Source organism: Stappia indica (assembly GCF_001696535.1).
GTDB classification, from domain to species: domain Bacteria; phylum Pseudomonadota; class Alphaproteobacteria; order Rhizobiales; family Stappiaceae; genus Stappia; species Stappia indica.
The window spans coordinates 302579-323953 of the sequence record NZ_MBQE01000005.1 but is presented as its reverse complement, the minus strand read 5'-3'; the positions used below and the strand labels follow the sequence as shown (position 1 = coordinate 323953).

Annotated in this window: 19 protein-coding genes; 8 read left to right on the top strand and 11 right to left on the bottom strand. The window is 67.4% G+C overall.

Annotation, left to right across the window (positions count from 1 at the left end; genetic code table 11):
- Positions 1–19 precede the first annotated feature (19 nt).
- The 6 genes from BBX35_RS18970 (at position 20) to BBX35_RS18945 (ending at position 6055) form a co-directional block, all read left to right on the top strand.
- Complete coding sequence (locus BBX35_RS18970; RefSeq protein WP_067223439.1) at positions 20–748, top strand: XdhC family protein; 729 nt, start codon at positions 20–22, stop codon at positions 746–748.
- The gene (locus tag BBX35_RS18965) at positions 745–2430 is read left to right on the top strand and encodes an NTP transferase domain-containing protein (protein ID WP_067223437.1); all 1686 of its coding nucleotides are present in this window, start codon (positions 745–747) and stop codon (positions 2428–2430) included. The genes BBX35_RS18970 and BBX35_RS18965 overlap by 4 nt, the downstream gene beginning before the upstream one ends.
- Positions 2431–2546: 116 nt before the next feature.
- Complete coding sequence (locus tag BBX35_RS18960; RefSeq protein WP_228189073.1) at positions 2547–3209, top strand: L,D-transpeptidase; 663 nt, start codon at positions 2547–2549, stop codon at positions 3207–3209.
- A complete protein-coding gene (locus tag BBX35_RS18955) occupies positions 3206–3757 on the top strand; it encodes an OmpA family protein (RefSeq protein ID WP_244271665.1) in 552 nt (183 codons plus the stop codon). The genes BBX35_RS18960 and BBX35_RS18955 overlap by 4 nt, the downstream gene beginning before the upstream one ends.
- 248 nt (positions 3758–4005) lie before the next feature.
- Positions 4006–4218 (top strand): hypothetical protein, encoded by a 213-nt coding sequence (locus tag BBX35_RS18950; RefSeq protein WP_067223435.1) that lies wholly within the window; start codon positions 4006–4008, stop codon positions 4216–4218.
- A 295-nt stretch (positions 4219–4513) separates the two neighbouring features.
- Entirely contained in the window at positions 4514–6055 is a 1542-nt protein-coding gene (locus BBX35_RS18945) for a cryptochrome/photolyase family protein (protein ID WP_067223433.1), read from the top strand.
- A 119-nt stretch (positions 6056–6174) separates the two neighbouring features.
- Here BBX35_RS18945 and rpsL read toward each other — a convergent pair whose 3' ends face one another.
- The 9 genes from rpsL to mutM form a co-directional block, all read right to left on the bottom strand.
- Positions 6175–6546, bottom strand: coding sequence for a 30S ribosomal protein S12 (rpsL, locus tag BBX35_RS18940; RefSeq protein ID WP_067223430.1), 372 nt, complete (start codon positions 6544–6546; stop codon positions 6175–6177).
- Between the two features lie 180 nt (positions 6547–6726).
- Positions 6727–9180 (bottom strand): DNA topoisomerase (ATP-hydrolyzing) subunit B, encoded by a 2454-nt coding sequence (gene gyrB, locus BBX35_RS18935; protein ID WP_067223428.1) that lies wholly within the window; start codon positions 9178–9180, stop codon positions 6727–6729.
- Between the two features lie 214 nt (positions 9181–9394).
- Positions 9395–10012 carry a LysE family translocator gene (locus tag BBX35_RS18930; protein ID WP_067223426.1) on the bottom strand — a complete coding sequence of 206 codons (618 nt, stop codon included), beginning with the start codon at positions 10010–10012 and terminating at the stop codon, positions 9395–9397.
- Between the two features lie 62 nt (positions 10013–10074).
- Positions 10075–11214, bottom strand: coding sequence for a DNA replication/repair protein RecF (gene recF / locus BBX35_RS18925; RefSeq protein WP_067223424.1), 1140 nt, complete (start codon positions 11212–11214; stop codon positions 10075–10077).
- 89 nt (positions 11215–11303) lie between these two features.
- Positions 11304–12422: a DNA polymerase III subunit beta gene (gene dnaN / locus BBX35_RS18920; protein ID WP_067223421.1), complete on the bottom strand. Its 1119-nt coding sequence runs from the start codon at positions 12420–12422 to the stop codon at positions 11304–11306.
- A 176-nt stretch (positions 12423–12598) separates the two neighbouring features.
- The gene (gene dnaA, locus BBX35_RS18915) at positions 12599–14077 is read right to left on the bottom strand and encodes a chromosomal replication initiator protein DnaA (protein ID WP_067224005.1); all 1479 of its coding nucleotides are present in this window, start codon (positions 14075–14077) and stop codon (positions 12599–12601) included.
- Between the two features lie 1164 nt (positions 14078–15241).
- Positions 15242–15508, bottom strand: a complete 267-nt coding sequence (gene rpsT, locus BBX35_RS18910; protein WP_067223418.1) for a 30S ribosomal protein S20 — start codon at positions 15506–15508, stop codon at positions 15242–15244.
- Between the two features lie 196 nt (positions 15509–15704).
- Positions 15705–16478: an enoyl-CoA hydratase gene (locus BBX35_RS18905; protein ID WP_067223417.1), complete on the bottom strand. Its 774-nt coding sequence runs from the start codon at positions 16476–16478 to the stop codon at positions 15705–15707.
- A gap of 138 nt (positions 16479–16616) precedes the next feature.
- Positions 16617–17522: a bifunctional DNA-formamidopyrimidine glycosylase/DNA-(apurinic or apyrimidinic site) lyase gene (gene mutM / locus BBX35_RS18900; RefSeq protein ID WP_067223414.1), complete on the bottom strand. Its 906-nt coding sequence runs from the start codon at positions 17520–17522 to the stop codon at positions 16617–16619.
- Positions 17523–17745: 223 nt separating this feature from the next.
- Here mutM and ubiE point away from each other — a divergent pair, with 223 nt between their 5' ends.
- The gene (gene ubiE / locus BBX35_RS18895; protein ID WP_244271664.1) at positions 17746–18543 is read left to right on the top strand and encodes a bifunctional demethylmenaquinone methyltransferase/2-methoxy-6-polyprenyl-1,4-benzoquinol methylase UbiE; all 798 of its coding nucleotides are present in this window, start codon (positions 17746–17748) and stop codon (positions 18541–18543) included.
- Between the two features lie 7 nt (positions 18544–18550).
- Complete coding sequence (gene ubiB, locus BBX35_RS18890; RefSeq protein WP_067223412.1) at positions 18551–20119, top strand: 2-polyprenylphenol 6-hydroxylase; 1569 nt, start codon at positions 18551–18553, stop codon at positions 20117–20119.
- Positions 20120–20145: 26 nt separating this feature from the next.
- Here ubiB and BBX35_RS18885 read toward each other — a convergent pair whose 3' ends face one another.
- Together BBX35_RS18885 and BBX35_RS18880 are read right to left on the bottom strand one after the other, a co-directional pair.
- Complete coding sequence (locus BBX35_RS18885) at positions 20146–20727, bottom strand: alpha-ketoglutarate-dependent dioxygenase AlkB family protein (protein ID WP_088946127.1); 582 nt, start codon at positions 20725–20727, stop codon at positions 20146–20148.
- 219 nt (positions 20728–20946) lie between these two features.
- Positions 20947–21354, bottom strand: coding sequence for a F0F1 ATP synthase subunit epsilon (locus tag BBX35_RS18880; RefSeq protein ID WP_067223406.1), 408 nt, complete (start codon positions 21352–21354; stop codon positions 20947–20949).
- Between the last annotated feature and the right edge of the window lie 21 nt (positions 21355–21375).

The following is a 21375-nucleotide window of genomic DNA, read 5'->3' as shown; positions in this document are numbered from 1 at the left end:
ATTTTCAGGACCGCTCCTCATGGACCTTCAGCTTCTCGCCCGGTTCAACGCCGCCCGCAGCGGCCGCAAGCCCGCGATCCTCGTCACCGAGATCGGAAGCGGCGCCCAGCGCCTCGTCGCCCCAAGCGACATCCTGGACGCCGATCCGCTGGCGGCGGAGCTGCGCGCAAGGCTGAGGTCCGGCAAGTCCGGGCTGGTCGAGCTTGCAGACGGCGGCCAGGCCTTCCTGACCGTCAGCGTGCCGCCTCCGCGCATCGTTTTGATCGGCGCCGTCCATATCAGCCAGGCCTTGGTGCCGATGGCACAGATCGCCGGCTTCGACGTGACCGTCGTCGACCCGCGCACCGCCTTTGCCACGCCCGAACGGTTTCCGGACGGCACGCTGCTCGCCGAATGGCCGGCCGACGTGCTCGACCAGCTCGCGCTCGACCCCTACACCGCGCTCGCCGCACTCACCCATGACCCGAAGATCGACGACGTGCCGCTTGCCGCCGCGCTGTCGGCCGGGTGCTTCTATGTCGGCGCGCTCGGCAGCCGCAAGACCCACGGCAAGCGCCGCGAGCGCCTGCTGGAAGCCGGCGTGACGCCGGACGCGTTCGACAGTATCGATGCCCCGATCGGCGCCGATATCGGCGCGGCCTCGCCGGCCGAGATCGCCGTTGCGGTGCTCGCCAACATCATCGCCGCGCTTCGCAAGAGCCCCGAGTCCAAGAGCCACGAACCCAAGGGAGAGGGAGGCCGGCCGTGAAGTTCGGCCCGCTCGCTACGAACGACGCGGAAGGCGCCCTGCTCGCCCACACGCTGCGGCTTGCCGACGGCGCGCTGAAGAAGGGCCACCGGCTCACCGCCGGCGACATCGCACGGATCGCGGAGGCCGGCATCGCGGAGGTCGTTGCCGCCCGGCTCGGCCCGGACGATTGCCACGAGGACGAGGCGGCGAGCCGCATTGCCGAGGCCGCCTCCGGCGGCGGCATGACGCTGGAGCCACCGTTCACCGGCCGGGTCAACTTCCATGCCGATGCCGACGGGCTGCTGGTCGTCGACAAGGACGCCGTCGACAGGACCAACCGCATCGATCCGGCGATCACCCTGGCGACCCTCCCCGCCTTCGCCCGGATCACCCGCGGCCGCATGGTGGCCACCGCCAAGATCATTCCCTTCGCCGCGCCGCGCGCCGATGTGGATGCCGCCTGCCAGGCGGTGCGCGGGGCAGTGCGCGTCGCTCCGTTCCGCGCGCGCCCCGTCGGACTGGTCGCCACCCGGCTCGCCCATCTCAAGCCCGCCACCCTCGACAAGACCCGGCGGATCACCGAAAACCGCCTTGCCGTCTACGGATCGCAGCTCACCCGCGAGATCCGCGTCGCCCATGAGGCGCGCGAGACCGCCAAGGCCATCGCCGCGCTGATCGCGGACGGCGCGGAGCTGGTGCTGGTCTTCGGTGCCTCGGCCATCGTCGACCGGGACGACGTGATCCCGACCGCCATCCGGCAGGCCGGCGGCACGGTCACGCATTTCGGCATGCCTGTCGATCCGGGCAACCTGCTGCTTGTCGGCGAGGTCGGCGGCGTGCCGGTTCTGGGCGCGCCGGGCTGCGCCCGCAGCCCCAAGGAAAACGGCTTCGACTGGGTGCTCGACCGGCTAATGGCGGACCTGCCGGTCACGCCCCATGAGATCACCGGCATGGGCGTCGGGGGCCTGTTGATGGAGATCGGCACGCGGCCGCAGCCGCGCGAGGTGGGGCGCGAGGCCGCACAGGAGACGACACCGGACGCATCGCAAGCGGCACCGCGCAAGCGGCGGATCGAAGGCGTCCTGCTGGCCGCCGGCCAGTCGCGGCGGGCGGGCGGCGTCAACAAGCTGCTGGCCCGGATCGACGGCGAGCCGCTGGTTCGCATCGCCGCCAAAGCAGCGCTCGCCAGCGGGCTCTCCGGCCTCACCGTAGTGACCGGCCACATGGCGAGGGAAGTCGCCGCCGCGCTTTCCGGGCTCGACGTCGCGCTGGTGCAAAATCCCGACTATGCCGACGGCATGGCCGGCTCGATCCGCACCGGCGTCAAGGCGCTCGGACCGGACACGGATGCCGCGATGATCCTGCTCGCCGACATGCCCGGCATCACGGCGGCCGTGCTCGATCGGCTGATCGAGGCCTACCGGCCGCACGAGGGCGTCACCCTGGTGCTTGCCACCACCCACGGCAAGCGCGGCAATCCGGTGCTGTGGGACCGCAGCCATTTTGATGCGCTGGCGCGGCTGGAGGGCGACACGGGTGCCCGTCACCTGATCGGGCAGAACGCCTCGGCCATGCGCGAGGTGGAGATCGGCGAGGCCGCGCGCCTCGATCTCGACACGCGCGAGGCGCTGTCGGCGGCCGGCGCGGACTTCGGCGAAGCGCCTTCGTCGCCCCCGTCGCCGGTGCCGTCATCGAACTGAAAAACTTCGAAGGATTGACGTTTTCTCCGCGATGGACAGTAATAGGTCCGTTCCGCGCTCGCAGATACTGCCGAGCGCGGGGCGGACGCGGCTGCCCGTCAGGAGGAGGAGACGGCATGACGGCATCCATGACACGGCGCGCGCTGCTGGTCGGCGCCGGCGCACTGGCGACGAACATCTCGCTGCCCATCCCGGCATTCGCGTCCTCGAAATGGTTCGACGGAGCCGCCGAAGACAACGGTTTCCAGTACCGGCGCACCAATTTCGCGGTGATCAAGCCGCACTGGCGCCGGCAGATGGTCAAGTATTTCTCGCAAGAATCGCCCGGCACGGTGGTCGTCGATACACGCAACCACTTCCTTTACTGGATCTGGGAGAACAACACCGCGCTGCGTTACGGCGTCGGCGTCGGGCGCGAGGGCTTCCAGTGGTTCGGCCGGGCGCAGGTCCGCCGCAAGTCGCTGTGGCCGCGCTGGGTGCCGCCTCCGGAGATGCTCAAGCGCCAGCCCGACCTGCCGAAACTGGTCGAGGGCGGCGCGCCGAACAACCCGCTCGGGCCGCGCGCGCTCTACCTGCACCACGACGGCGGCGCCGACACCGGCTACCGGCTGCACGGCACGCTGGAGCCCTGGAGCATCGGCAGCGACGTCTCGTCGGGCTGCATCCGCATGTTCCCCGAAGACATCATCGACCTCTACCAGCGTTGCCCCGTCGGAACCCGCGTGTCGGTTCTGGAGCATCTGGGCGCCGGCACCCCGAAGGATCAGGAGCGCACGTGACCGCCTTTCCGATGCCCGAAACCGGCCGCCTCGTCGCGCGGCCGCGCGCCCCGCTCTCGCTCCCGCTGCTGGCCGGGCTCGCCGCCTGCGCGCTGCTCGCCGGCTGCAACACGGTCGAGAACGTCGCCTCGCCGGACGTGACCAACGCGCCGGTGCTCGGCTTCGCCAACATGGAGCCGGGCAGCGAGGAAGCCTTCATGCTCAATGTCGGGCGGCGGACCTATTTCACGCCCGGTTCGGCCGACATCGACGAAACCGCGCGCATGACGCTCGACAAGCAGGCCGAGTGGCTCAAGACCAACCGGACCTGGTACGCCAAGATCCAGGGCTTTGCGGACGATCCGGGCAGCACCGGCGACAACACCGCCCTGTCGACGCGCCGGGCCAATGCGGTCATGGCCTATCTGGTCGGCAAGGGCGTTGCGCCGAACCGCCTCTGGGCCAAGGGCTACGGCACCGAACGCAAGGTGCGCGACTGCGCCGAAGAAGAATGCAAGGCGCAGAACCGCCGCGTGGTCACCAATCTTCGCGAAGAACGCGAACGGTGAAGTAAGACTGCAACCGTTCGGCGTTAACCACATCGCTGCACTGCAATATAGACATGGCTCCCATGCTGGAGTCGCGTTTGGCCTTTGGCAGTGTGACACCTATATTACGGTCATCGGATCGACGCCGGGCTTCTCGCCCGGCTTTTTTGACGCGCAGCCGCTGGCAGGCGCTCCTGACACCGATACCCCGGCAAACCCCGTGGATCGCGCTTCGGAGTGCAAGGCGTCACAGACTGAAGGACATGACGATGACCGAACTTCGTTTGCCGCGCGCCGGCCAGTGCAAGTGGGCCGAAGGCACCGGCGGCAACTACACCTTCCCGTGCCGCAACCGCGTCGAGGCGGGGATTTCCTACTGCAGCGAGCATCACGCGCTGGTGTATATCTCTGCCGAGGAGCGTCGCCGCAACCGCGAGAACACCCCGGTCGCCTTCAAGGCGCAGCGCCGCATCGCCGCCTGACACCGACGCCGGCACTTGTCCCCGCTTCGCGCGGAGCGATATTGCGCGCGCCGTCGCAAAATTTGCGAAAATTGAGACGGGATTTTGCAAAATCCGTCTCGAAATTCGCAAAACCAGTTTGTTGAAGACGCCCGGCGGGACACCGACCGGGCGTCTTTCGTTTGTCCCCGCAGGCGGGACCGGGCACGCGGCACGCTGTCCCCGGCTGCCCTGATCCACGAGGGCGCAAGATCCGCGCAAGGCCGGGCTGCGTAACCGGGAAGAGCCCCTTCTCTCCCCGCAGCTGCCGCGTGCCATGACCAGACCTGTCCTCATCCCGATCCTCGGCGACCAGCTCTCCTTCGGCCTCTCGGCGCTGCAGGACGTCGACAAGAGCGATGCAAGGCTGCTGATGATGGAGGTGGCGCAGGAGACGACCTACGTCCCGCATCACCGCAAGAAGATCGCCTTCATCCTGGCGGCCATGCGCCATCACGCCGCCGCCCTGCGCGATGCCGGCTGGCAGGTCGATTATGTCGAGCTCGACGATCCGGACAATACCGGCAGCTTCGGCGGCGAGATCGGCCGCGCCGTGACACGGCACGATCCCTTGCGCATCCGGGTCACGGAGCCCGGCGAGTGGCGGGTGCTGGAGATCCTGCGCGGGCTCGAGGCCGAGCACAACCTGCCGCTCGATATCCTGCCCGACAGCCGTTTCCTGTGCAGCCACAAGGAGTTCGCCTCCTGGGCGGAGGGTCGAAAGCAGCTGCGGATGGAGTATTTCTACCGCGAGATGCGGCGCAAGACCGGGTTGCTGATGGAGGGCGACGAGCCCGCCGGCGGCCGCTGGAACTTCGACAGCGAGAACCGCAAGCCGGCGGAAACCGACCTCTTCATGCCGCGGCCGCTTGACGTCGAGCCGGACGCGACGACCCGGGCGGTGCTGGAACTGGTCGAGGCGCGCTTTCCGGACGGGTTCGGCACGCTCACACCGTTCCGCTTCGCCGTCACCACTGAGGACGCGGAGAAGGCGCTGGAGCGCTTCATCGACGAGGCCCTGCCCCGTTTCGGCGACTATCAGGACGCCATGCTGACCGGGGAAAAGTATCTCTACCACTCGGTGCTGTCGCCCTACATCAATGCCGGGCTGCTCGACCCCTTGCACGTCTGCCGCAAGGCGGAGCAAGCCTTTCTGGACGGCGACGTGCCCCTCAACTCGGCCGAGGGGTTCATCCGCCAGATCATCGGCTGGCGGGAATATGTGCGCGGCATCTACTGGCTGAAGATGCCGGACTATGCCGGCGCCAACCATTTCGGCGCGAGCCGGCCGCTGCCGGACTTCTACTGGAGCGCGGAGACGAAGATGGCCTGCCTGCGCGAGGTCGTCGGCCAGACCCGGGACGAGGCCTACGCGCATCACATCCAGCGGCTGATGGTGACCGGCAACTTCGCGCTGATCGCCGGCATCGACCCGTATCAGGTGCACGAATGGTACCTGTCGGTCTATGCGGACGCCTTCGAATGGGTGGAGCTGCCGAACACGGTCGGCATGAGCCAGTTCGCCGATGGCGGGCTGCTCGCCTCCAAGCCCTATGCGGCGAGCGGCAACTACATCAACAAGATGTCGGACCACTGCCGCAACTGCGCCTATGACGTGAAGGACCGCACCGGCGAAAACGCCTGTCCGTTCAACGCACTGTACTGGGACTTCCTGATCCGCAACCGGGAGAAGCTCGGCGCCAACCCGCGCCTTGCCCAGCCCTACCGGACCTGGGACCGCATGTCGGCGGAGACCCGCAAGGACTATCTCAACGCCGCCGCGCGCAGCCTGAAGCGGCTGGAGGCCGGCACGCTCTAGGTCGCGCGCCCCAAGCCCTGAAAAACCTAGAACCCAAAAACATCGAGGCCTCCCGGACGGGTGTCCGGAAGGCCTCGACAAGACAATTCCCTGCCGGGCGGGACCCGGCTGGAAGCAGCTTACTTCGGACGCTTGGAGCCGTAGAGCGAACGGCGCTTCTTACGGTCCTTGACGCCCTGGGTGTCGAGCACGCCGCGGATCACGCGGTAGCGGACGCCCGGAAGATCGTTCGGGCCGCCGCCGCGGACGAGCACCACGGAGTGCTCCTGCAGGTTGTGGCCCTCGCCCGGGATGTAGGCGGTGACTTCATTGCCATTGGTCATGCGAACACGCGCGACCTTACGAAGAGCCGAGTTCGGCTTGCGCGGCGTCGTCGTGTAGACGCGGGTGCAAACCGCGCGCTTCTGCGGGTTACCGCCCAGCGCGGGGGTCTTGGACTTCTTGACGGTCGGCTTACGGTTCAGGCGAACCAACTGGTTGATTGTCGGCATAGGTTGTTTGCAGCTTGTTTTTGAGGAATGTCTTGGCCGCCTCGTATAGGGGGGGCGGCCCGCTTTGTCAAAGGGAGAATCCCGCTTCCCGGCGTTTTCCGCCGCGTCGGAGTGCTGCCTGCGCGATTCCGGCTCTCGCCTTTCGCGCATTCGGCATTCCGGCGGGCGGGCCGGAGGTCGTCAGACGTCCAGGTTGGCGACCGCGAGGGCGTTCTCCTGGATGAAGGTGCGCCGCGGGTCGACATCGTCGCCCATCAGCTTGGTGAAGATGTCGTCGGCAGCATCCGCCTCGCGCACCTTCACCTGCAGCAGGGAACGCACGTTCGGATCGAGCGTGGTTTCCCAGAGCTGCTCGGCATTCATCTCGCCGAGGCCCTTGTAGCGCTGCATCGCGATGCCCTTGCGACCTTGCGCGAAGACCGCGTCGAGCAGCGCCCGCGGGCCGCGGATGGCCGCCTCGCTGCCCTTGCGGGCCAGCGTCGCGGCCTTGCCGTAGATCTCCTGCAGGTGCTGGGTGCGGGCGTCCAGCTTGCGGGCGTCGGCGGAGCCGAGCAGTGCCGCGTCGATGGTCGCGGCCTCCTTGACGCCGCGCACCGTGCGCTCGAACACCAGATCGCCGTTGTCGAGCACCTTGCCTTCCCAGCCGCGCTCGAACTCGTCGGCCAGAATGTCCAGCCGGCGGGCGATATAGGCTGCCGCCTCCGCCGCGCGCACCGGATCGTCGTGCACGTCCGGGTTCAGCGCGCCGGCAATCGCCGCCTGCTCGACCACGTCGCGGTCGTAGCGCGAATGCAACCCGTCGAGGATGCCGGCAACCGCCCGGGCCTTCTCGACCACGTCGCGCAGGTCGTGTCCGCTGCGCACCTCGCCGCTGGCAAGGGTCAGCGTGCAGTCCTCGAGACCGGTGTCGATCAGGTAGTTCTCGAGCGCTTCCTGGTCCTTCAGGTACTGCTCCGAATTGCCCCGCTTGACCTTGTAGAGCGGCGGCTGGGCGATATAGACGTGCCCCTGCTCGATCAGCTCCGGCATCTGCCGGAAGAAGAAGGTCAGCAGCAGCGTGCGGATGTGGGCGCCGTCGACGTCGGCGTCCGTCATGATGATGATCTTGTGGTAGCGCAGCTTGGCGAGGTTGAACTCTTCCTTGCCGATGCCGGTGCCGAGCGCGGTGATCAACGTGCCGATCTCATTCGACGACAGCATCTTGTCGAAGCGCGCCCGCTCCACGTTGAGGATCTTGCCGCGCAGCGGCAGGATCGCCTGATTCTCGCGGCTACGGCCCTGTTTTGCGGAGCCACCGGCCGAATCGCCCTCCACCAGGAAGAGCTCGGACTTGGCCGGGTCGCGTTCCTGGCAGTCGGCAAGCTTGCCGGGCAGCGAGGCAACGTCCAGCGCGCCCTTGCGCCGGGTCAGCTCGCGCGCCTTGCGCGCCGCCTCGCGCGCCGAGGCGGCCTCGACGATCTTCGAGACGAGCACACGCGCGGGCGCCGGGTTTTCTTCCAGCCACTCGGCGAGCGCGGCGCTGATGGCGTTCTCGACCACCGGGCGAACCTCGGACGAGACCAGCTTGTCCTTGGTCTGGGACGAGAATTTCGGGTCCGGCACCTTGACCGAGAGCACGCAGGTCAGCCCCTCGCGGCAGTCGTCGCCGGTGAGCGAGACCTTCTCCTTCTTGAGGATGCCCGACTGCTCCGCATAGCCGGTCATCTGCCGGGTCAGCGCGCCGCGGAAGCCGGCCAGATGGGTGCCGCCGTCGCGCTGCGGGATGTTGTTGGTGAAGCACAGCACCTGCTCGTGGTAGCTGTCGTTCCACCACATGGCCGCCTCGACCGTGATACCGTCCTTCTCGGTGCGCATGACGATCGGCGCCTCGATCAGCGGGTGCTTGGCCCGGTCGAGATAGCGCACGAAGGCCTCCAGGCCGCCCTCGTAGAACAGCTCGACGGCCTTCTCCTCGACGCCGCGGCGGTCGGTCAGCAGAATGCGCACGCCGGAATTCAGGAAGGCCAGTTCGCGCAGACGGTGCTCGAGCGTGCCGAAATCGAACTCGATGCGGGTGAAGGTCTCCGGCGAGGGCAGGAAGGTCACCTCGGTGCCCTTGCGTCCCTCCGCCGGGCCGACGACGGCCAGCGGCGCCTCGGCCTCGCCGTGGCGGAAGCGCATGCGATGCTCGTTGCCGGCACGCCAGATGCGCAGGTCGAGCCAGGTCGACAGGGCGTTCACCACGGAGACGCCGACGCCGTGCAGGCCGCCGGACACCTTGTAGGAATTCTGGTCGAACTTACCGCCGGCATGCAGCTGGGTCATGATGACCTCGGCCGCCGAAACACCCTCCTCGGAGTGCACGTCGGTGGGAATGCCGCGTCCGTTGTCGGTCACGGTGACCGAGCCGTCGGCGTTCAGCGTCACGGTGACGCGGTCGGCATGGCCGGCCAGGGCCTCGTCGATGGCGTTGTCGACCACCTCGTACACCATGTGGTGGAGGCCGGAACCGTCGTCGGTGTCGCCGATATACATGCCCGGGCGCTTGCGCACCGCGTCAAGGCCCTTGAGGACCTTGATCGAGTCGGCGCCGTAGTCGTCTGCGCCGTTGGTGACTTGCGGTTCGCTTTCGCTGCCCGTCGGAGTGTCGCTCATTCGAATCAAACGCTCGCTGGATCTTGTGTGTCGTTCAGTTATACGGGCTTGCAACAGGGGTTCAACCGGCTGCAGGCAAGCTTTCCGGCCGCTTTTGGCCGCTTGCGCACCGCCCCGACACGGGACTGGCGGCCGTCTTTCGGAAAGGGGCGCCGGCGCATCTATTTTCCCGTTTCAAGTCAATGCGTTACCTGCGGGCTTCGCCACTTGTTCGTCAGCGCGTGGCAACGGCGACCGCAGCTCCCGCCATGACGGAGCCCGCCACCCTGTTGAGAACTCGCAGCGCCCTCGGGCTCGCCAGCATCTTCCGTGCCCGCTCGGCCAGCAGGCAATAGGCACCCAGCACCACCGCGAGCACCGCGAAAGTGACCAGCGACAGTTCCGCGTAGCCGAGCACGGTCACCGTTTCGAGGGCGATGATGTTGGGCAGGAGCGCCAGATAGAAGACCATCACCTTGGGATTTCCCATGGTCACGGCAAGGCCGCCCATCGTCAGCGCAAAGCGGCTCTCCTTGCGCACCGGGCCAAGCGCCGCCAGGCCGCTGTCGGCGGGAGCCGTCCACATCTTCCAGGCGAGATAGGCCAGGTAGAGCGCGCCGGCATATTTCAGCACCAGGAACACCGTGCCGAAGGTCTTGGCCAGCACCGCAAGGCCCGCCACCGCAAAGCCCAGCCAGATCACGTCGCCGATGGCGATGCCGAGGCAGAAGGCGAAGGCCCCCTCGCGGCCGCGCGCCAGCACCCGGGCCACGATGGCGGCGATGCCGGGGCCGGGAATGGCGGCAGCGACGAACAGGGCCGCAGCGAAGACGAGCAGCGCGGAAATGTCCATGGAAAGCGTGATCCTGCAGAGGGCCGGGCGGGCAGCCGGTTGGCGGCACCGCAAGCGGCCGTTCAGTCCTTCATATAAGGCGAAATGGTCGATTGTGCGACCTTCAGTATCTGGCTGCCTTCGGGAAGGTCGACAAAAAGCTGGCTGTCGGTGCCGGTCATCAGCACCTGCAGCCCCAGCTCCGCCAGACGGGAGAACAGCGCCTTGCGCCGGCCGGGGTCGAGATGGGCGGCAACCTCGTCCAGCAGCAGCACCGGCGTCATGCCGGCGGTCTGCGACGTCACTTCCGCATGGGCCAGCACAAGACCGATCAGCAGCGCCTTCTGCTCGCCGGTGGAGGCAAGCGCTGCCGGCATGTCCTTGGCAAGGTGACGGACCGCAAGATCGCTGCGGTGGGGGCCGTAAAGGGTGCGCCCGGCGGCGCGGTCGCGCATGCGGGTCGCGGCAAGCTGCTCGCGGTACCGGTCCTCGATGTCGTAGGCGGGCACGCCCTCGCAGTCGCGCTCGAACTCGCCGGCAAGCTCCACCCCGGCCAGCGGGAAGGGAAGGCCGAGATCGCCCTGCTGGCGGATGCGTGCCTGCAGCAGCGCGACGGTCTCGCGCCGGGCGAAGCCCACGGCAACGGCCAGCGGGGCAAGCTGCGCCTCCACCGCATCGAGAAAGGCGGCCGACCCGCCCTCTTCCAGCAGGCGGTTGCGAGACCGCAGCGTCTTTTCCAGATCGGCGACCCGGCGGCCGTGGCCGGGGTCGATCGCCAGCACCAGCCGGTCGAGGAAGCGGCGGCGGTCGCCGGCAGCACCGGTGAACAGCCCGTCCATCGCTGGCAGCAGCCAGAGCACGCGCATATAGTCGAGCAATTGTTCGGAGGAACGGGCATCCGCGCCATCGATGCGCACGCGCCGCCCGGTCTCGCCGGGCGCATGGCCGACACCGATGCGCGTCTCGCCGGCCGCTCCTTCAACGCGGGCGGCAACGCTCCAGCCGGCGGCCGCGCCCTGCCGGCGGATGTCGTCGAGCTGGGCCCGGCGCAGCCCCCGCCCGGCGGTCAGCAGCGAGACGGCTTCCAGCAGGTTGGTCTTGCCCGAGCCGTTGTCGCCGACAAGCGCAACGAGGCGTGCGCCGAATGCGACGCTCGCCTGCTCGTAATTCCTGAAATCGGTGAGTGTCAGGCTGCTGAGGGCAACCTGGACCGGCTCGCCCATCCGGCCTCCATTACGGGTCGCGTGCCTGCGGCGCAGCCAGTGTGCCGTTCAGCACCAGATGTCGACCGCGGGCGAAAGCCCGGCTGCTGCTAGACGCGCATCGGCATCAGGACATAGAGCGCGTCTTCCACGCCCTTGTCCTGGATCAGCGTGGGTGCGCCGGCATCGGCCAGGCGGAAGCAGGCGGTGTCGCCGCGCAGCTGGCCGGTGATCTCCAGCAGGTAGCGGGAGTTGAAGCCGATCTCCAGCGGATCGCTGTCGTAGTCGATGGCCAGTTCCTCGGTCGCCGACCCGCTGTCCGGATTGACCACCGTCAGGATCATGCGGCCTTCGGAAATCGCCAGCTTCACGGCGCGGCCGCGCTCGGAGGAGATGGTGGAGACGCGGTCGACAGCGGCCTTGAACTCGTCGCGCTCGACCAGCATTTCCTTGTCGTTGTTCTGCGGGATCACCCGGCCGTAGTCCGGGAAGGTGCCGTCGATCAGCTTGGAGGTCAGGATCACATCGCCGGTGGTGATGCGGATCTTGGTCTCGGAAATCTCGATGGCGGCTTCCGCGTCCGGCGCTTCCAGCAGCTTCTGGATCTCGCCGACCGTCTTGCGCGGCACGATGATGCCCGGCATGCCGACGGAGCCGTTCGGCGCCGGGATCTCGGCCCGCGCCAGCCGGTGACCGTCGGTCGCCACCGCACGCAGGCGGTCGCCGCCGTCGGTCGCGACCGAATGCATGTAAATGCCGTTCAGATAGTAGCGGGTCTCCTCGGTGGAGATCGCGAACTGGGTGGCATCGATCAGCGAACGCAGCTCGCGCGAGGCAAGCGTGAAGCGGTGGGTGAACTCGCCCGCCGTGATGTCCGGGAAGTCGGTCTCGGGCAGCATCTGCAGCGCGAAGCGCGAGCGGCCGGCCCGGATCTCCAGCGTCGCATTGTCCGACGAGGTCTCCAGCGCCACCTGCGCGCCCTCGGGCAGCTTGCGGACGATGTCGTAGATCATGTGCGCCGGCACGGTGGTCGCACCGGGCTGCTCGACCAGCGCCGCGACCTTCTCCGAGATTTCCAGGTCGAGGTCGGTGGCCTTCAGCAGAAGCTGGCCGCCATCGGCGCGCAGCAGCACGTTCGACAGGATCGGGATGGTGTTGCGGCGCTCGACGACACGATGAACATGGGTCAGGGACTTCAGGAGATCGGTCCGCTCGAGGGTCACTTTCATTGTATCGTCCATTGTCGAAAATCGTGGGAACCGCGACGGTCAAATGGGCGAAGACACTGCCCTTTTGCGCTGCGAAAAGCAAGTGCCGGCGATCCTCGGGCCAAGGCCTTGCGGAAACGGCAAGCGGGCGGCCTCCCCCATCAGGAAGGCCGCCCGCAATGATTGCCGGATGAGGGTCAGGCGTCGAGCATCCGCTTCAGCAGATCCAGCTCCTGCGCGAGCGCGGTGTCGGAGCGCGCCAGGTCCTCGATCTTGCGAACCGCATGCAGCACGGTTGTGTGGTCGCGGTTGCCGAAGCGTCGGCCGATCTCGGGCAGCGAGCGCGGGGTCAGGGCCTTGGCGAGATACATGGCGATCTGCCGCGGGCGCACGATGGTGCGGGTGCGGCGGGCCGACAGGAGATCGGCCTTCGACACATTGTAGTGCTTGGAGACGATGCGCTGGATGTCTTCGATCTTCACCCGGCGCGGCTCGGCATTGCGTACCAGGTCGCGCAGCGTCGCCTCGGCCATCTCCTGCGTCACCGGCTGGTTGGTGAGCTGGTTGTGGGCGATCAGGCGGTTGAGCGCGCCCTCGAGGTCGCGGCCCGAATTGCCGACATGGCGGGCGACGTAATCGAGCACCGCTTCCGGCACGGCGAAGGTCGCATGCGAGCGGCGCACCGAATCGATGCGGTTGGTCAGGATCGCGCGGCGCAGGCCGAAATCGGGCTCGGAGATCGAGACCACGAGGCCGCCGGCCAGACGCGAGCGCATGCGATCGTCGAGCGTCTCGAGATCTGCGGGCGGACGGTCGGCCGCGACCACCACCTGGCGGGCGCCGTCGATCAGGGCATTGAGCGTGTGGCAGAATTCCTGCTGGACCTGCTTGCCGTGCAGGAACTGCATGTCGTCGATCAACAGCAGGTCGATGGTTCGCAGCGTGTCCTTGAAGGCAAGGGCCGACTGGGCCTTCAGCGCCGCGACGAAGCGGTACATGAAGTGCTCGGCCGTCAGGTAGAGCACGCGGCGGCCCGAAGCCTGCGCCGCCGAAGCGACGGCCTGCATCAGGTGCGTCTTGCCCAGGCCCACGGAGGCATGGATGTAGAGCGGGTTGAAGGTCACGGCCGCGGCGGTCGCGACCTGACGCGCGGCGGCCAGCGCCAGCGCGTTGGACTCGCCTTCCACGAAGGAGTCGAACGTGTATTTCGGGTCGAGCGAAGCGCCCTCCAGACCGTCGGACCCGTCGCGCGGGGTCGCGGCCGCGGGCCGCGCCACACCGGTAGAGACGGTCTCCGCGCGGGCGGCGACGGGGCTCTCGACGAGCTTGATCTGCTGCGCGGCACGCGGGGCTGCTGGCACGGGACGCGCCACGCCGCCAACCGCCGGGCGGGCCCGCACGGCGCCGCGCACGGTCAGCTCGATGCGATGGACGTCATCGCACTCGTGCTTCCAAAGGCCCATCAGGCGCTCGCGGTAATGGGACTGGATCCACTGCTTGAGGAACCGGGTCGGCACGGAGAGCCGCACGGTGCCGTCGGAATGGTCTTCCAGATCGACCCGCGCAAACCAGCTGGTGAAGACGTCTTCGCCGAGCTCGGCCCGCAGGCGCTTCTTGACGCGCGTCCAGTGATCAATTCCTGCGGTCTCTGATGCCGGCAGTTCCTGCAAGTTCATCGTGATCGCCTCCAAATGGTCAACGAGAAGCTCCGCCGCCGCAGAACCCGTTGCACTTGTTGTGTTTTTCGCCGTTTCGGCTCGGTCTTGTCGCAGGCCGTCATCGGCCCGCCAGGTGTCGCCAGAGCGACAGGTACCCTCACCGGGTGAGCGTTGCCCGCCCGGCTGAAAATCTCGTCTGCCCCTTGGGGCTTCCCGTTGCCTCAACCTCCTGCGGGTCACGTGGGCGATTGATCGGCCCCGGATACGGGCGGGTCGCTAGATGCGATGTGGCCGAGCGGCGCTTGCGCGCTCGTCGGCTCGCAGGGATGGATCAGGGCGAGATGCCATCAGATGGCAGCCACGCCGGAGCGGCACAGAAAGTAGATTGTGCAGTCATCGTCAAGCCCCTCTTTCCAGTCTTCGGCTTCCCTGGGCGCAACCGTCGCAGGCAGACCACACTGGCTGTCCGCGACAGGCGCCGATCCCCCGCCGTCTCCGCAAACGGCAGCCCGCAAGGCGCAGAAATCCCGTCTCGCCGAAAGGTTCGGCAAGTGAAAAACCTCAGCATCTTGCAGGGGGAGACAGTCCTTCCGACCTACGACTTCAGATACGCCAGCCGCTGGACCGGTACACTACTGGAATGCCGCCAGGAGAACGCGCGACTACCACTCAATGTATATTTTTCGCACAAATATAACATTGCTCTCCTGGAGGCCTCTGTCTTCTTAGTTTTGCGATTTTGCCCGGGCGAGCGCCCGATAACCAAGACCATACACAGCCCCCACAGGGCCCGCAACAGACTCGCCAGCCATTTCGATAGCGCGATGCGCAGGGGGTCGGCGCTGTCCGGAGGAAGAGGCGACGGATGCCATTTGGAATGCGTTTTGACTCAATGCGTTTTCGACGCAAACGCCCCGCCTGAACCGATTTTGCTGTGCACTAAAAAAAAATTCTCACCCTCAATCTTGACAGGCCGGAAACGGCGGAAGCCGATCGAGACATTCATCAACATGATCTTAACGCGTTGATTAACAAATGGTTTTCCTGCCACGCCGAAGGCGTCCGGAAGGACCCGAATCGCCCGTCTTGATTAGGCGGTTAGCGGCCTTCCGACGCGATGCCGGCAAAAGAAAAACCCGACCAAAAGGCCGGGTTCGAAGTCTTCAGCGATGATCGCAACGCTCAGGCGCCCAGCACCTTGATGCGGGAGCTCAGGCGGGAGATCTTCCGCGACGCCGTGTTGCGGTGGTAGACACCCTTGGTGACCGCCCGCATGAGTTCGGGCTGGGCCGCCTTGAGGGCGTCCGTCGCTGCCGCCTTGTCGCCGGAGGCGATCGCCTCCTCAACCTTGCGCAGCTGAGTGCGCACCCGGCTGCGGCGGGCCTTGTTGATGGCCGTGCGACGCTCGATCTTGCGCGCCGCCTTCTTGGCCGAAGGGGTGTTGGCCATGTTCTGTCCTGATGCGTTACGTGAACAATCCGACTCGTTCAAACCAGGGCGTCAAAGCCACCCGTGTCAAACGAAAGCGGCGGCGGAACGGGCCGCCACCGGTCGACCGCGTTATAGGCGGCCACCTGCCCGTCGTCAACGCGAAAGTCACGAAAAACTCGCAAAACTCCCGCGCTGGCGACCGGCCGGCCGACACCTAGCTGTTCTTGAACTGCGGTGCGCGCTTTTCGACGAAGGCATTCATGCCTTCCGTCTGGTCGTCGGTGGCGAACATCGAGTGGAAGACCCGGCGCTCGAACCGCACGCCCTCGGCCAGGGTGGTCTCATAGGCGCGGTTGACGCTTTCCTTGGTCATCATGGCGATGGGCAGCGAGAAATCGGCGATCTTCTCGGCCACGCGCATGGCTTCCTCGAGCAGTTCGTCGAGCGGCACCACCCGGCTGACAAGCCCGGAGCGCTCGGCCTCGGCCGCATCCATCATCCGGCCGGTCAGGCACATTTCCATGGCCTTCGACTTGCCGACGAAACGGGTCAGGCGCTGGGTGCCGCCGGCACCGGGCATGACGCCGAGCGTGATCTCGGGCTGGCCGAACTTGGCGTTTTCCGCCGCCAGGATGAAGTCGCACATCATCGCCAGCTCGCAGCCGCCGCCGAGCGCATAGCCCGCGACCGCCGCAACGATCGGCTTGCGGAACCGCGAAACCTGATCCCATGAGGTGATGAAGTCGGTCTTGTAGGCCTCGACGAAGGAGAGCGAGGACATCTCCTTGATGTCGGCGCCGGCCGCGAAGGCCTTTTCCGATCCGGTGAGGACAACGCAGCCGATCTTGTCGTCGCTCTCGAACAGCGCCAGCGCGGCGTTGAGCTCGGCGATCAGTTCGGAGTTGAGGGCATTCAGCGCCTTCGGACGGTTCAAGGTGACGAGGGCGACCCGCCCGCGCTTCTCGACCCGAATATTCTCGTATCCCATGGGACCTCCCGGAATGGGACGGCGCGTCGTCAGCCAGCGCCGCCTTCGCGGCTCAAGGGGTATCCGAAGGCCCCCGCCGCCGCAACCTTGCAGTTTCTCGCGAGCCGGGCCGCGAGCGGGCCCGCCTGTCGCCCCCTTCTACCGCTGACAGCGGGGGCAATGGAAAGTCGAACGACCCGACTGCACGATACGCTCGACCGTGCCGCCGCATGCAGGGCGCGGGCACGGTTCGCCCTCCCGCCCGTAAACGGCGAAGGAGTGCTGAAAATAGCCGAGCTCGCCGTCGGCCTGGCGGTGGTCGCGCAAGGTCGAGCCGCCGGCGACGATGGCCTCGGCGATCACTTCGCGAATGGCCTCGACAAGACGTTTCGCTCCCGCCGTCGGCGCTCCGGTCGCGGTGGCCAGCGTGCCGGCGCTGCGCAGCGGGCTGAGCTTTGCCCGGTGCAGCGCCTCGCAGACATAGATGTTGCCAAGCCCGGCAATGGCGCGCTGGTCGAGCAGCAGCGCCTTGAGCGGTGTCGCCCGGCCGGCCGCGACCCGCGCCAGATGGACGGCGTCCAGCGCATTGCCGGTCGGCTCAGGGCCGAGCGCGGCGAACCAGGGATGCTGCTCGACCTCGGCACGCGGGACGAGGCTCATGAAGCCAAACCTGCGCGGGTCGTTGTAGACGATGCGCAGCCGCTCGGCGCCGTCATGCTCGAGATGGAAGATGACGTGATCGTGCGCCCGGTTGACCGAGCGCGGGTAGTGGAACGCCTCGGCCGCGACCGGCTGCGGCCCGTCCTTGCCCACCTCTTCGATCCGGAAGGAGCCGGACATGCCCAGATGCATGACGAGGACGGTGCCGTCCTCCAGATCGCCCAGGAGATACTTGGCCCGCCGGCCGAGCGCGACCATCCGCTGGCCGCCGAGCCGCTCGCGGAAGTCGACCGGCAGCGGGAAGCGCAGATCCGCGCGGTTGAGCGTGACCTTGCGGATCATCGCACCGTCGAAGACGGGTGAAAGGCCCCGGCGGACGGTCTCGACTTCGGGCAATTCCGGCATGGGTCTCTCCGCGAGGCAGGTTGCGCGCGGCGAACGGTGTCGCGCAGTCCTTTGCATAAAGAAGACGGCGTCCCCGTCAATGCTCCAGTGAGGACGGAGCGAAGGGCGCCGGCAAGGCCGTCCGGCGTGCGGCGGATGGCGGCAGCAAGCAGCCGTGACCTCTTCGCCAAAATGCTGTAAGCCAAGCCTCGATCAGCACAAACACAGGCGCATGGAGAGCCTCATGGCGGCCAGCATGGACAGCGACCGGGGACGGACGAGCGGCCCGGAAATGGCGACGAGCTTCGGCTTTCGCAAGGTCGCCAGCGGCGAGAAGCAGCCCCTCGTCAACGAGGTGTTCCATCAGGTCGCGGACCGCTACGACCTCATGAACGACCTGATGTCGGGCGGCCTGCACCGGCTGTGGAAGGATGCGATGGTGTCGTCGCTGGCCCCGCCCCGCGCCGACCGGCGTGCCTTCCGCGTACTCGACGTTGCCGGCGGCACCGGCGACATCGCCACGCGCATCGTCGAGCGCGGCGGCAAGGCGACCAGCGCCATGGTCTGCGACATCAACGGCTCAATGCTGGAAGTCGGCAAGGCGCGCGCGGCCAAGGCCGGGCTTGGCGACCGCCTGAGCTTCGTCGAAGGCAATGCCGAGGACCTGCCCTTCCCCGACCGCTCGTTCGACGCCTACACGATCGCTTTCGGCATCCGCAACGTGCCGCGCATCGACAAGGCCTTGAGCGAGGCGCGCCGCGTGCTCAAGCGCGGCGGGCGCTTCATGTGCCTGGAATTCAGCCAGGTGGATGTCGCCGGGCTCGACAGGGTCTATGATTTCTTCTCCTTCAACGCGATCCCGGTCATGGGGCGGATGGTCACCGGCGACGGCGAGCCCTACCGCTATCTGGTGGAATCGATCCGCAAGTTCCCGAACCAGGAGCGCTTCGCCGACATGATCCGCGAGGCCGGGTTCTCCCGCGTCAGCTATCGGAACTATTCGGGCGGCATTGCCTGCCTGCATTCCGGCTGGGCGATCTGAGGAACCCATGCCGATAGCATCCCTCTTCCGGCTGGCCCGCGCCGGCTTCGTCATGGCGCGCGAGGGCGTCTTCGGCGTCGTCGACCTGCCCGACCTGCCGCCGGCACAGCGGCTGGCCCTGCGCACGATCCGCCTGCTGGAGCGGCGCGCGGTGCGCGACAAGGCGGCCGACAAGCGCCTGTCTGACGCGCTGACCCGGCTCGGCCCCTCCTATGTGAAACTCGGCCAGTTCCTGGCGACCCGGCCCGATGTGGTCGGCCGCGAAATCGCCACCGACCTCACCGCCCTGCAGGACCAGATCCCCTCCTTCGGGATGGAAGAGGCCAAGCGGGTGATCGAAAGCCATTTCGGCCGCCCGGTCGAGCAGCTGTTCGCGCGCTTCGACGAACCTGTCGCCGCGGCCTCCATCGCGCAGGTGCATCCGGCGGAGATCGAGGACCCGGACGGCACCCGCCGCAAGGTCGCCGTGAAGGTGCTGCGGCCGGGCGTCGCCGAGCGGTTCCGCCGCGACCTGAAGAGCTATTATCTGATGGCCCGGCTGATGGAGCGCTTCCATCCGCCGTCGCGCCGACTGCGCCCCGTCGCGGTGGTCGACACGCTGGCCCGCTCGGTCGAGCTGGAGATGGATTTCCGCCTGGAAGCGGCCGCCCTTTCCGAGATGGCGGAAAACACTCGCGACGACCCAGGCTTCCGGGTGCCGGAGGTCAACTGGACGCGCACGGCCAAGGCCGTGCTGACCATGGAGTGGATCTCCGGACGCAAGCTGTCCGACGTCGCCGGAATCGAGGCCGATGGCCACGACCTGCCGGCCATAGGCGCGCTGGTGATCCAGTCGTTCCTGCGCCATGCGGTGCGCGACGGCTTCTTCCATGCCGACATGCACCAGGGCAACCTCTTCCTCGACGAGGACGGCAACCTGGTCGCGGTCGATTTCGGCATCACCGGCCGGCTTGGCAAGGCGGAGCGGCGGTTCCTCGCCGAGATCCTGTTCGGGTTCATCACCCGCGACTATCGCCGGGTGGCGGAGGTGCATTTCGAGGCCGGTTACGTTCCATCGGATCAGGATGTCGACGTGTTCGCCCAGGCGATCCGCGCCATCGGCGAGCCGATCCACGGGCACGATGCCTCGGAGATCTCCATGGCGCGGCTGCTGACGCAGTTGCTGGAGGTGACCGAGCTGTTCAACATGCGCACCCAGACGCAGTTGATCATGCTGCAGAAGACGATGGTCGTGGTCGAGGGCGTCGCCCGGACGCTCGACCCGCATCTCGACATGTGGCGGACCGCCGAACCGGTGGTGCGCGGCTGGATCGAGCGCAATCTCGGACCGGCGGGACGCCTGCAGGACGCCGCCGGCGGTCTGGTTGCCCTCGGCCGGCTGGCCGCCGACCTGCCGATTCTCGCCGAGCGGGCCGGACGCCTGTCGGGCGAGCTGGAGACGATGGCGGAGAAGGGGCTGCGATTCGACGCGGCGACCGCCGAGGCCATCGGCCGCGCGGAGGCCCGGCACAGCCGCTCGGGCCGTATCGCGCTGTGGGTGATCGCCGCGCTGATCGCCGTCGCCGTCTTTACCTGACCGCGCCGGGGCAGCCCGGCGCACTCTCAGCCTGGAGTCACCCGCCTCAGGGTGAGATTGATGCGGCCGTCGTCGCGGACCAGCGTCGAAGTGCCCGGCACCAGCCGGTCGATCCCGTGATGGGCAAGGCGCGCTTCGCCGCCGAGCACCAGCACATCGCCCGAGGCAAGGCGGAACGAGCGGGTCGGATCCTTGCGGCTCCGGCCGCCGAGGCGGAAGAGCGCGGTCGCCCCCAGCGACACAGAGATCACCGGCGCCTCGAACGTCGCCTCGTCCTTGTCCTGATGCAGCCCCATGCGGGCCTTAGGTCCATAGAAGTTCACGAGACACGCCTCCGGCGGCGGCGCATCCGGCGCCAGCTCTTGCCAGAGATCCAGCAGTCGCGGCGGCATCGCCGGCCAGGCCTCGCCCGTCACCGGGTGCTCCGGCTGATAGCGATAGCCGGTCCTGTCCGACACCCAGCCGAGCGGGCCGCAATTGGTCATCCGCACCGAGAACGGCGTACCGGTGCGTGGCATCACCGGCGTGAAGAGGGGCGCGGCCGCGACGACCGCGCGGATCTCCTCGAGCAGCGCCTGCTGCATCGCCCGATCAAACCGTCCGGGCATCAGGCGAAACCCCGCCGGAGGGCTCGCCGCCGACCTGCTTCCGGTCTTCTGTGACTGATCGTCCTGCATGCGGGAAGTCTCGCCGCTATTGGCCCGTTATGTCCACCCGGAAGCGGAGCGATCAGCGGTACTGGTCACAGACGCAAAAAGGGCGCCCGTCGGGCGCCCTTCTCAATTCTTTGCGATGATGCCGGCCGGAACCGGACCTCGACGCGGGCGTCAGGCTGCCTTGAGAGCGGCCTGAACTTCGCGCAGGTGAGCGAGCGTTGCCGTCGCCCGTGCGCGCGTCTCGTCGTCGGAGGCGTCCGAAAGGTCTTCTTCCGCATCCTTGATCTGGCGGGCGATGTCTTCCGCCTTGAGATCGTTCAGCGACGTCGCGTGCTCGGCCAGCACCGTCAGGCCCTTCGGCCCCGCCTCGGCAAAGCCGCCGCGGACGAAGTAGACCTGATCCGCACCGGCCTCACGCGACACGCGCAGAAGGCCCGGACGCAGGGTCGACATCATCGGGGCATGTCCGGCCATCACGCCGAACTCGCCCTCGGAGCCCGGCACCACCACCATCGTGACTTCTTCCGAGAGAAGAAGCCGCTCCGGGGAAACGAGCTCGAACTGGAATGCTCCCGCCATGTCGTTCCTCGATCCTTCCCG

Bases quoted from the DNA above. Each gene is read 5' to 3' on its own strand.
- BBX35_RS18885 (WP_088946127.1), bottom strand. From the start codon at position 20,727: ATGCCCGGACGGTTTGATCGGGCGATGCAGCAGGCGCTGCTCGAGGAG.
- BBX35_RS18960 (WP_228189073.1), top strand. From the start codon at position 2,547: ATGACGGCATCCATGACACGGCGCGCGCTGCTGGTCGGCGCCGGCGCA.
- rpsL (WP_067223430.1), bottom strand. From the start codon at position 6,546: ATGCCGACAATCAACCAGTTGGTTCGCCTGAACCGTAAGCCGACCGTC.
- rpsT (WP_067223418.1), bottom strand. From the start codon at position 15,508: ATGGCCAACACCCCTTCGGCCAAGAAGGCGGCGCGCAAGATCGAGCGT.
- gyrB (WP_067223428.1), bottom strand. From the start codon at position 9,180: ATGAGCGACACTCCGACGGGCAGCGAAAGCGAACCGCAAGTCACCAAC.
- mutM (WP_067223414.1), bottom strand. From the start codon at position 17,522: ATGCCGGAATTGCCCGAAGTCGAGACCGTCCGCCGGGGCCTTTCACCC.
- BBX35_RS18905 (WP_067223417.1), bottom strand. From the start codon at position 16,478: ATGGGATACGAGAATATTCGGGTCGAGAAGCGCGGGCGGGTCGCCCTC.
- ubiE (WP_244271664.1), top strand. From the start codon at position 17,746: ATGGCGGCCAGCATGGACAGCGACCGGGGACGGACGAGCGGCCCGGAA.
- dnaA (WP_067224005.1), bottom strand. From the start codon at position 14,077: ATGAACTTGCAGGAACTGCCGGCATCAGAGACCGCAGGAATTGATCAC.
- ubiB (WP_067223412.1), top strand. From the start codon at position 18,551: ATGCCGATAGCATCCCTCTTCCGGCTGGCCCGCGCCGGCTTCGTCATG.
- BBX35_RS18970 (WP_067223439.1), top strand. From the start codon at position 20: ATGGACCTTCAGCTTCTCGCCCGGTTCAACGCCGCCCGCAGCGGCCGC.
- recF (WP_067223424.1), bottom strand. From the start codon at position 11,214: ATGGGCGAGCCGGTCCAGGTTGCCCTCAGCAGCCTGACACTCACCGAT.
- BBX35_RS18950 (WP_067223435.1), top strand. From the start codon at position 4,006: ATGACCGAACTTCGTTTGCCGCGCGCCGGCCAGTGCAAGTGGGCCGAA.
- dnaN (WP_067223421.1), bottom strand. From the start codon at position 12,422: ATGAAAGTGACCCTCGAGCGGACCGATCTCCTGAAGTCCCTGACCCAT.
- BBX35_RS18945 (WP_067223433.1), top strand. From the start codon at position 4,514: ATGACCAGACCTGTCCTCATCCCGATCCTCGGCGACCAGCTCTCCTTC.
- BBX35_RS18930 (WP_067223426.1), bottom strand. From the start codon at position 10,012: ATGGACATTTCCGCGCTGCTCGTCTTCGCTGCGGCCCTGTTCGTCGCT.
- BBX35_RS18880 (WP_067223406.1), bottom strand. From the start codon at position 21,354: ATGGCGGGAGCATTCCAGTTCGAGCTCGTTTCCCCGGAGCGGCTTCTT.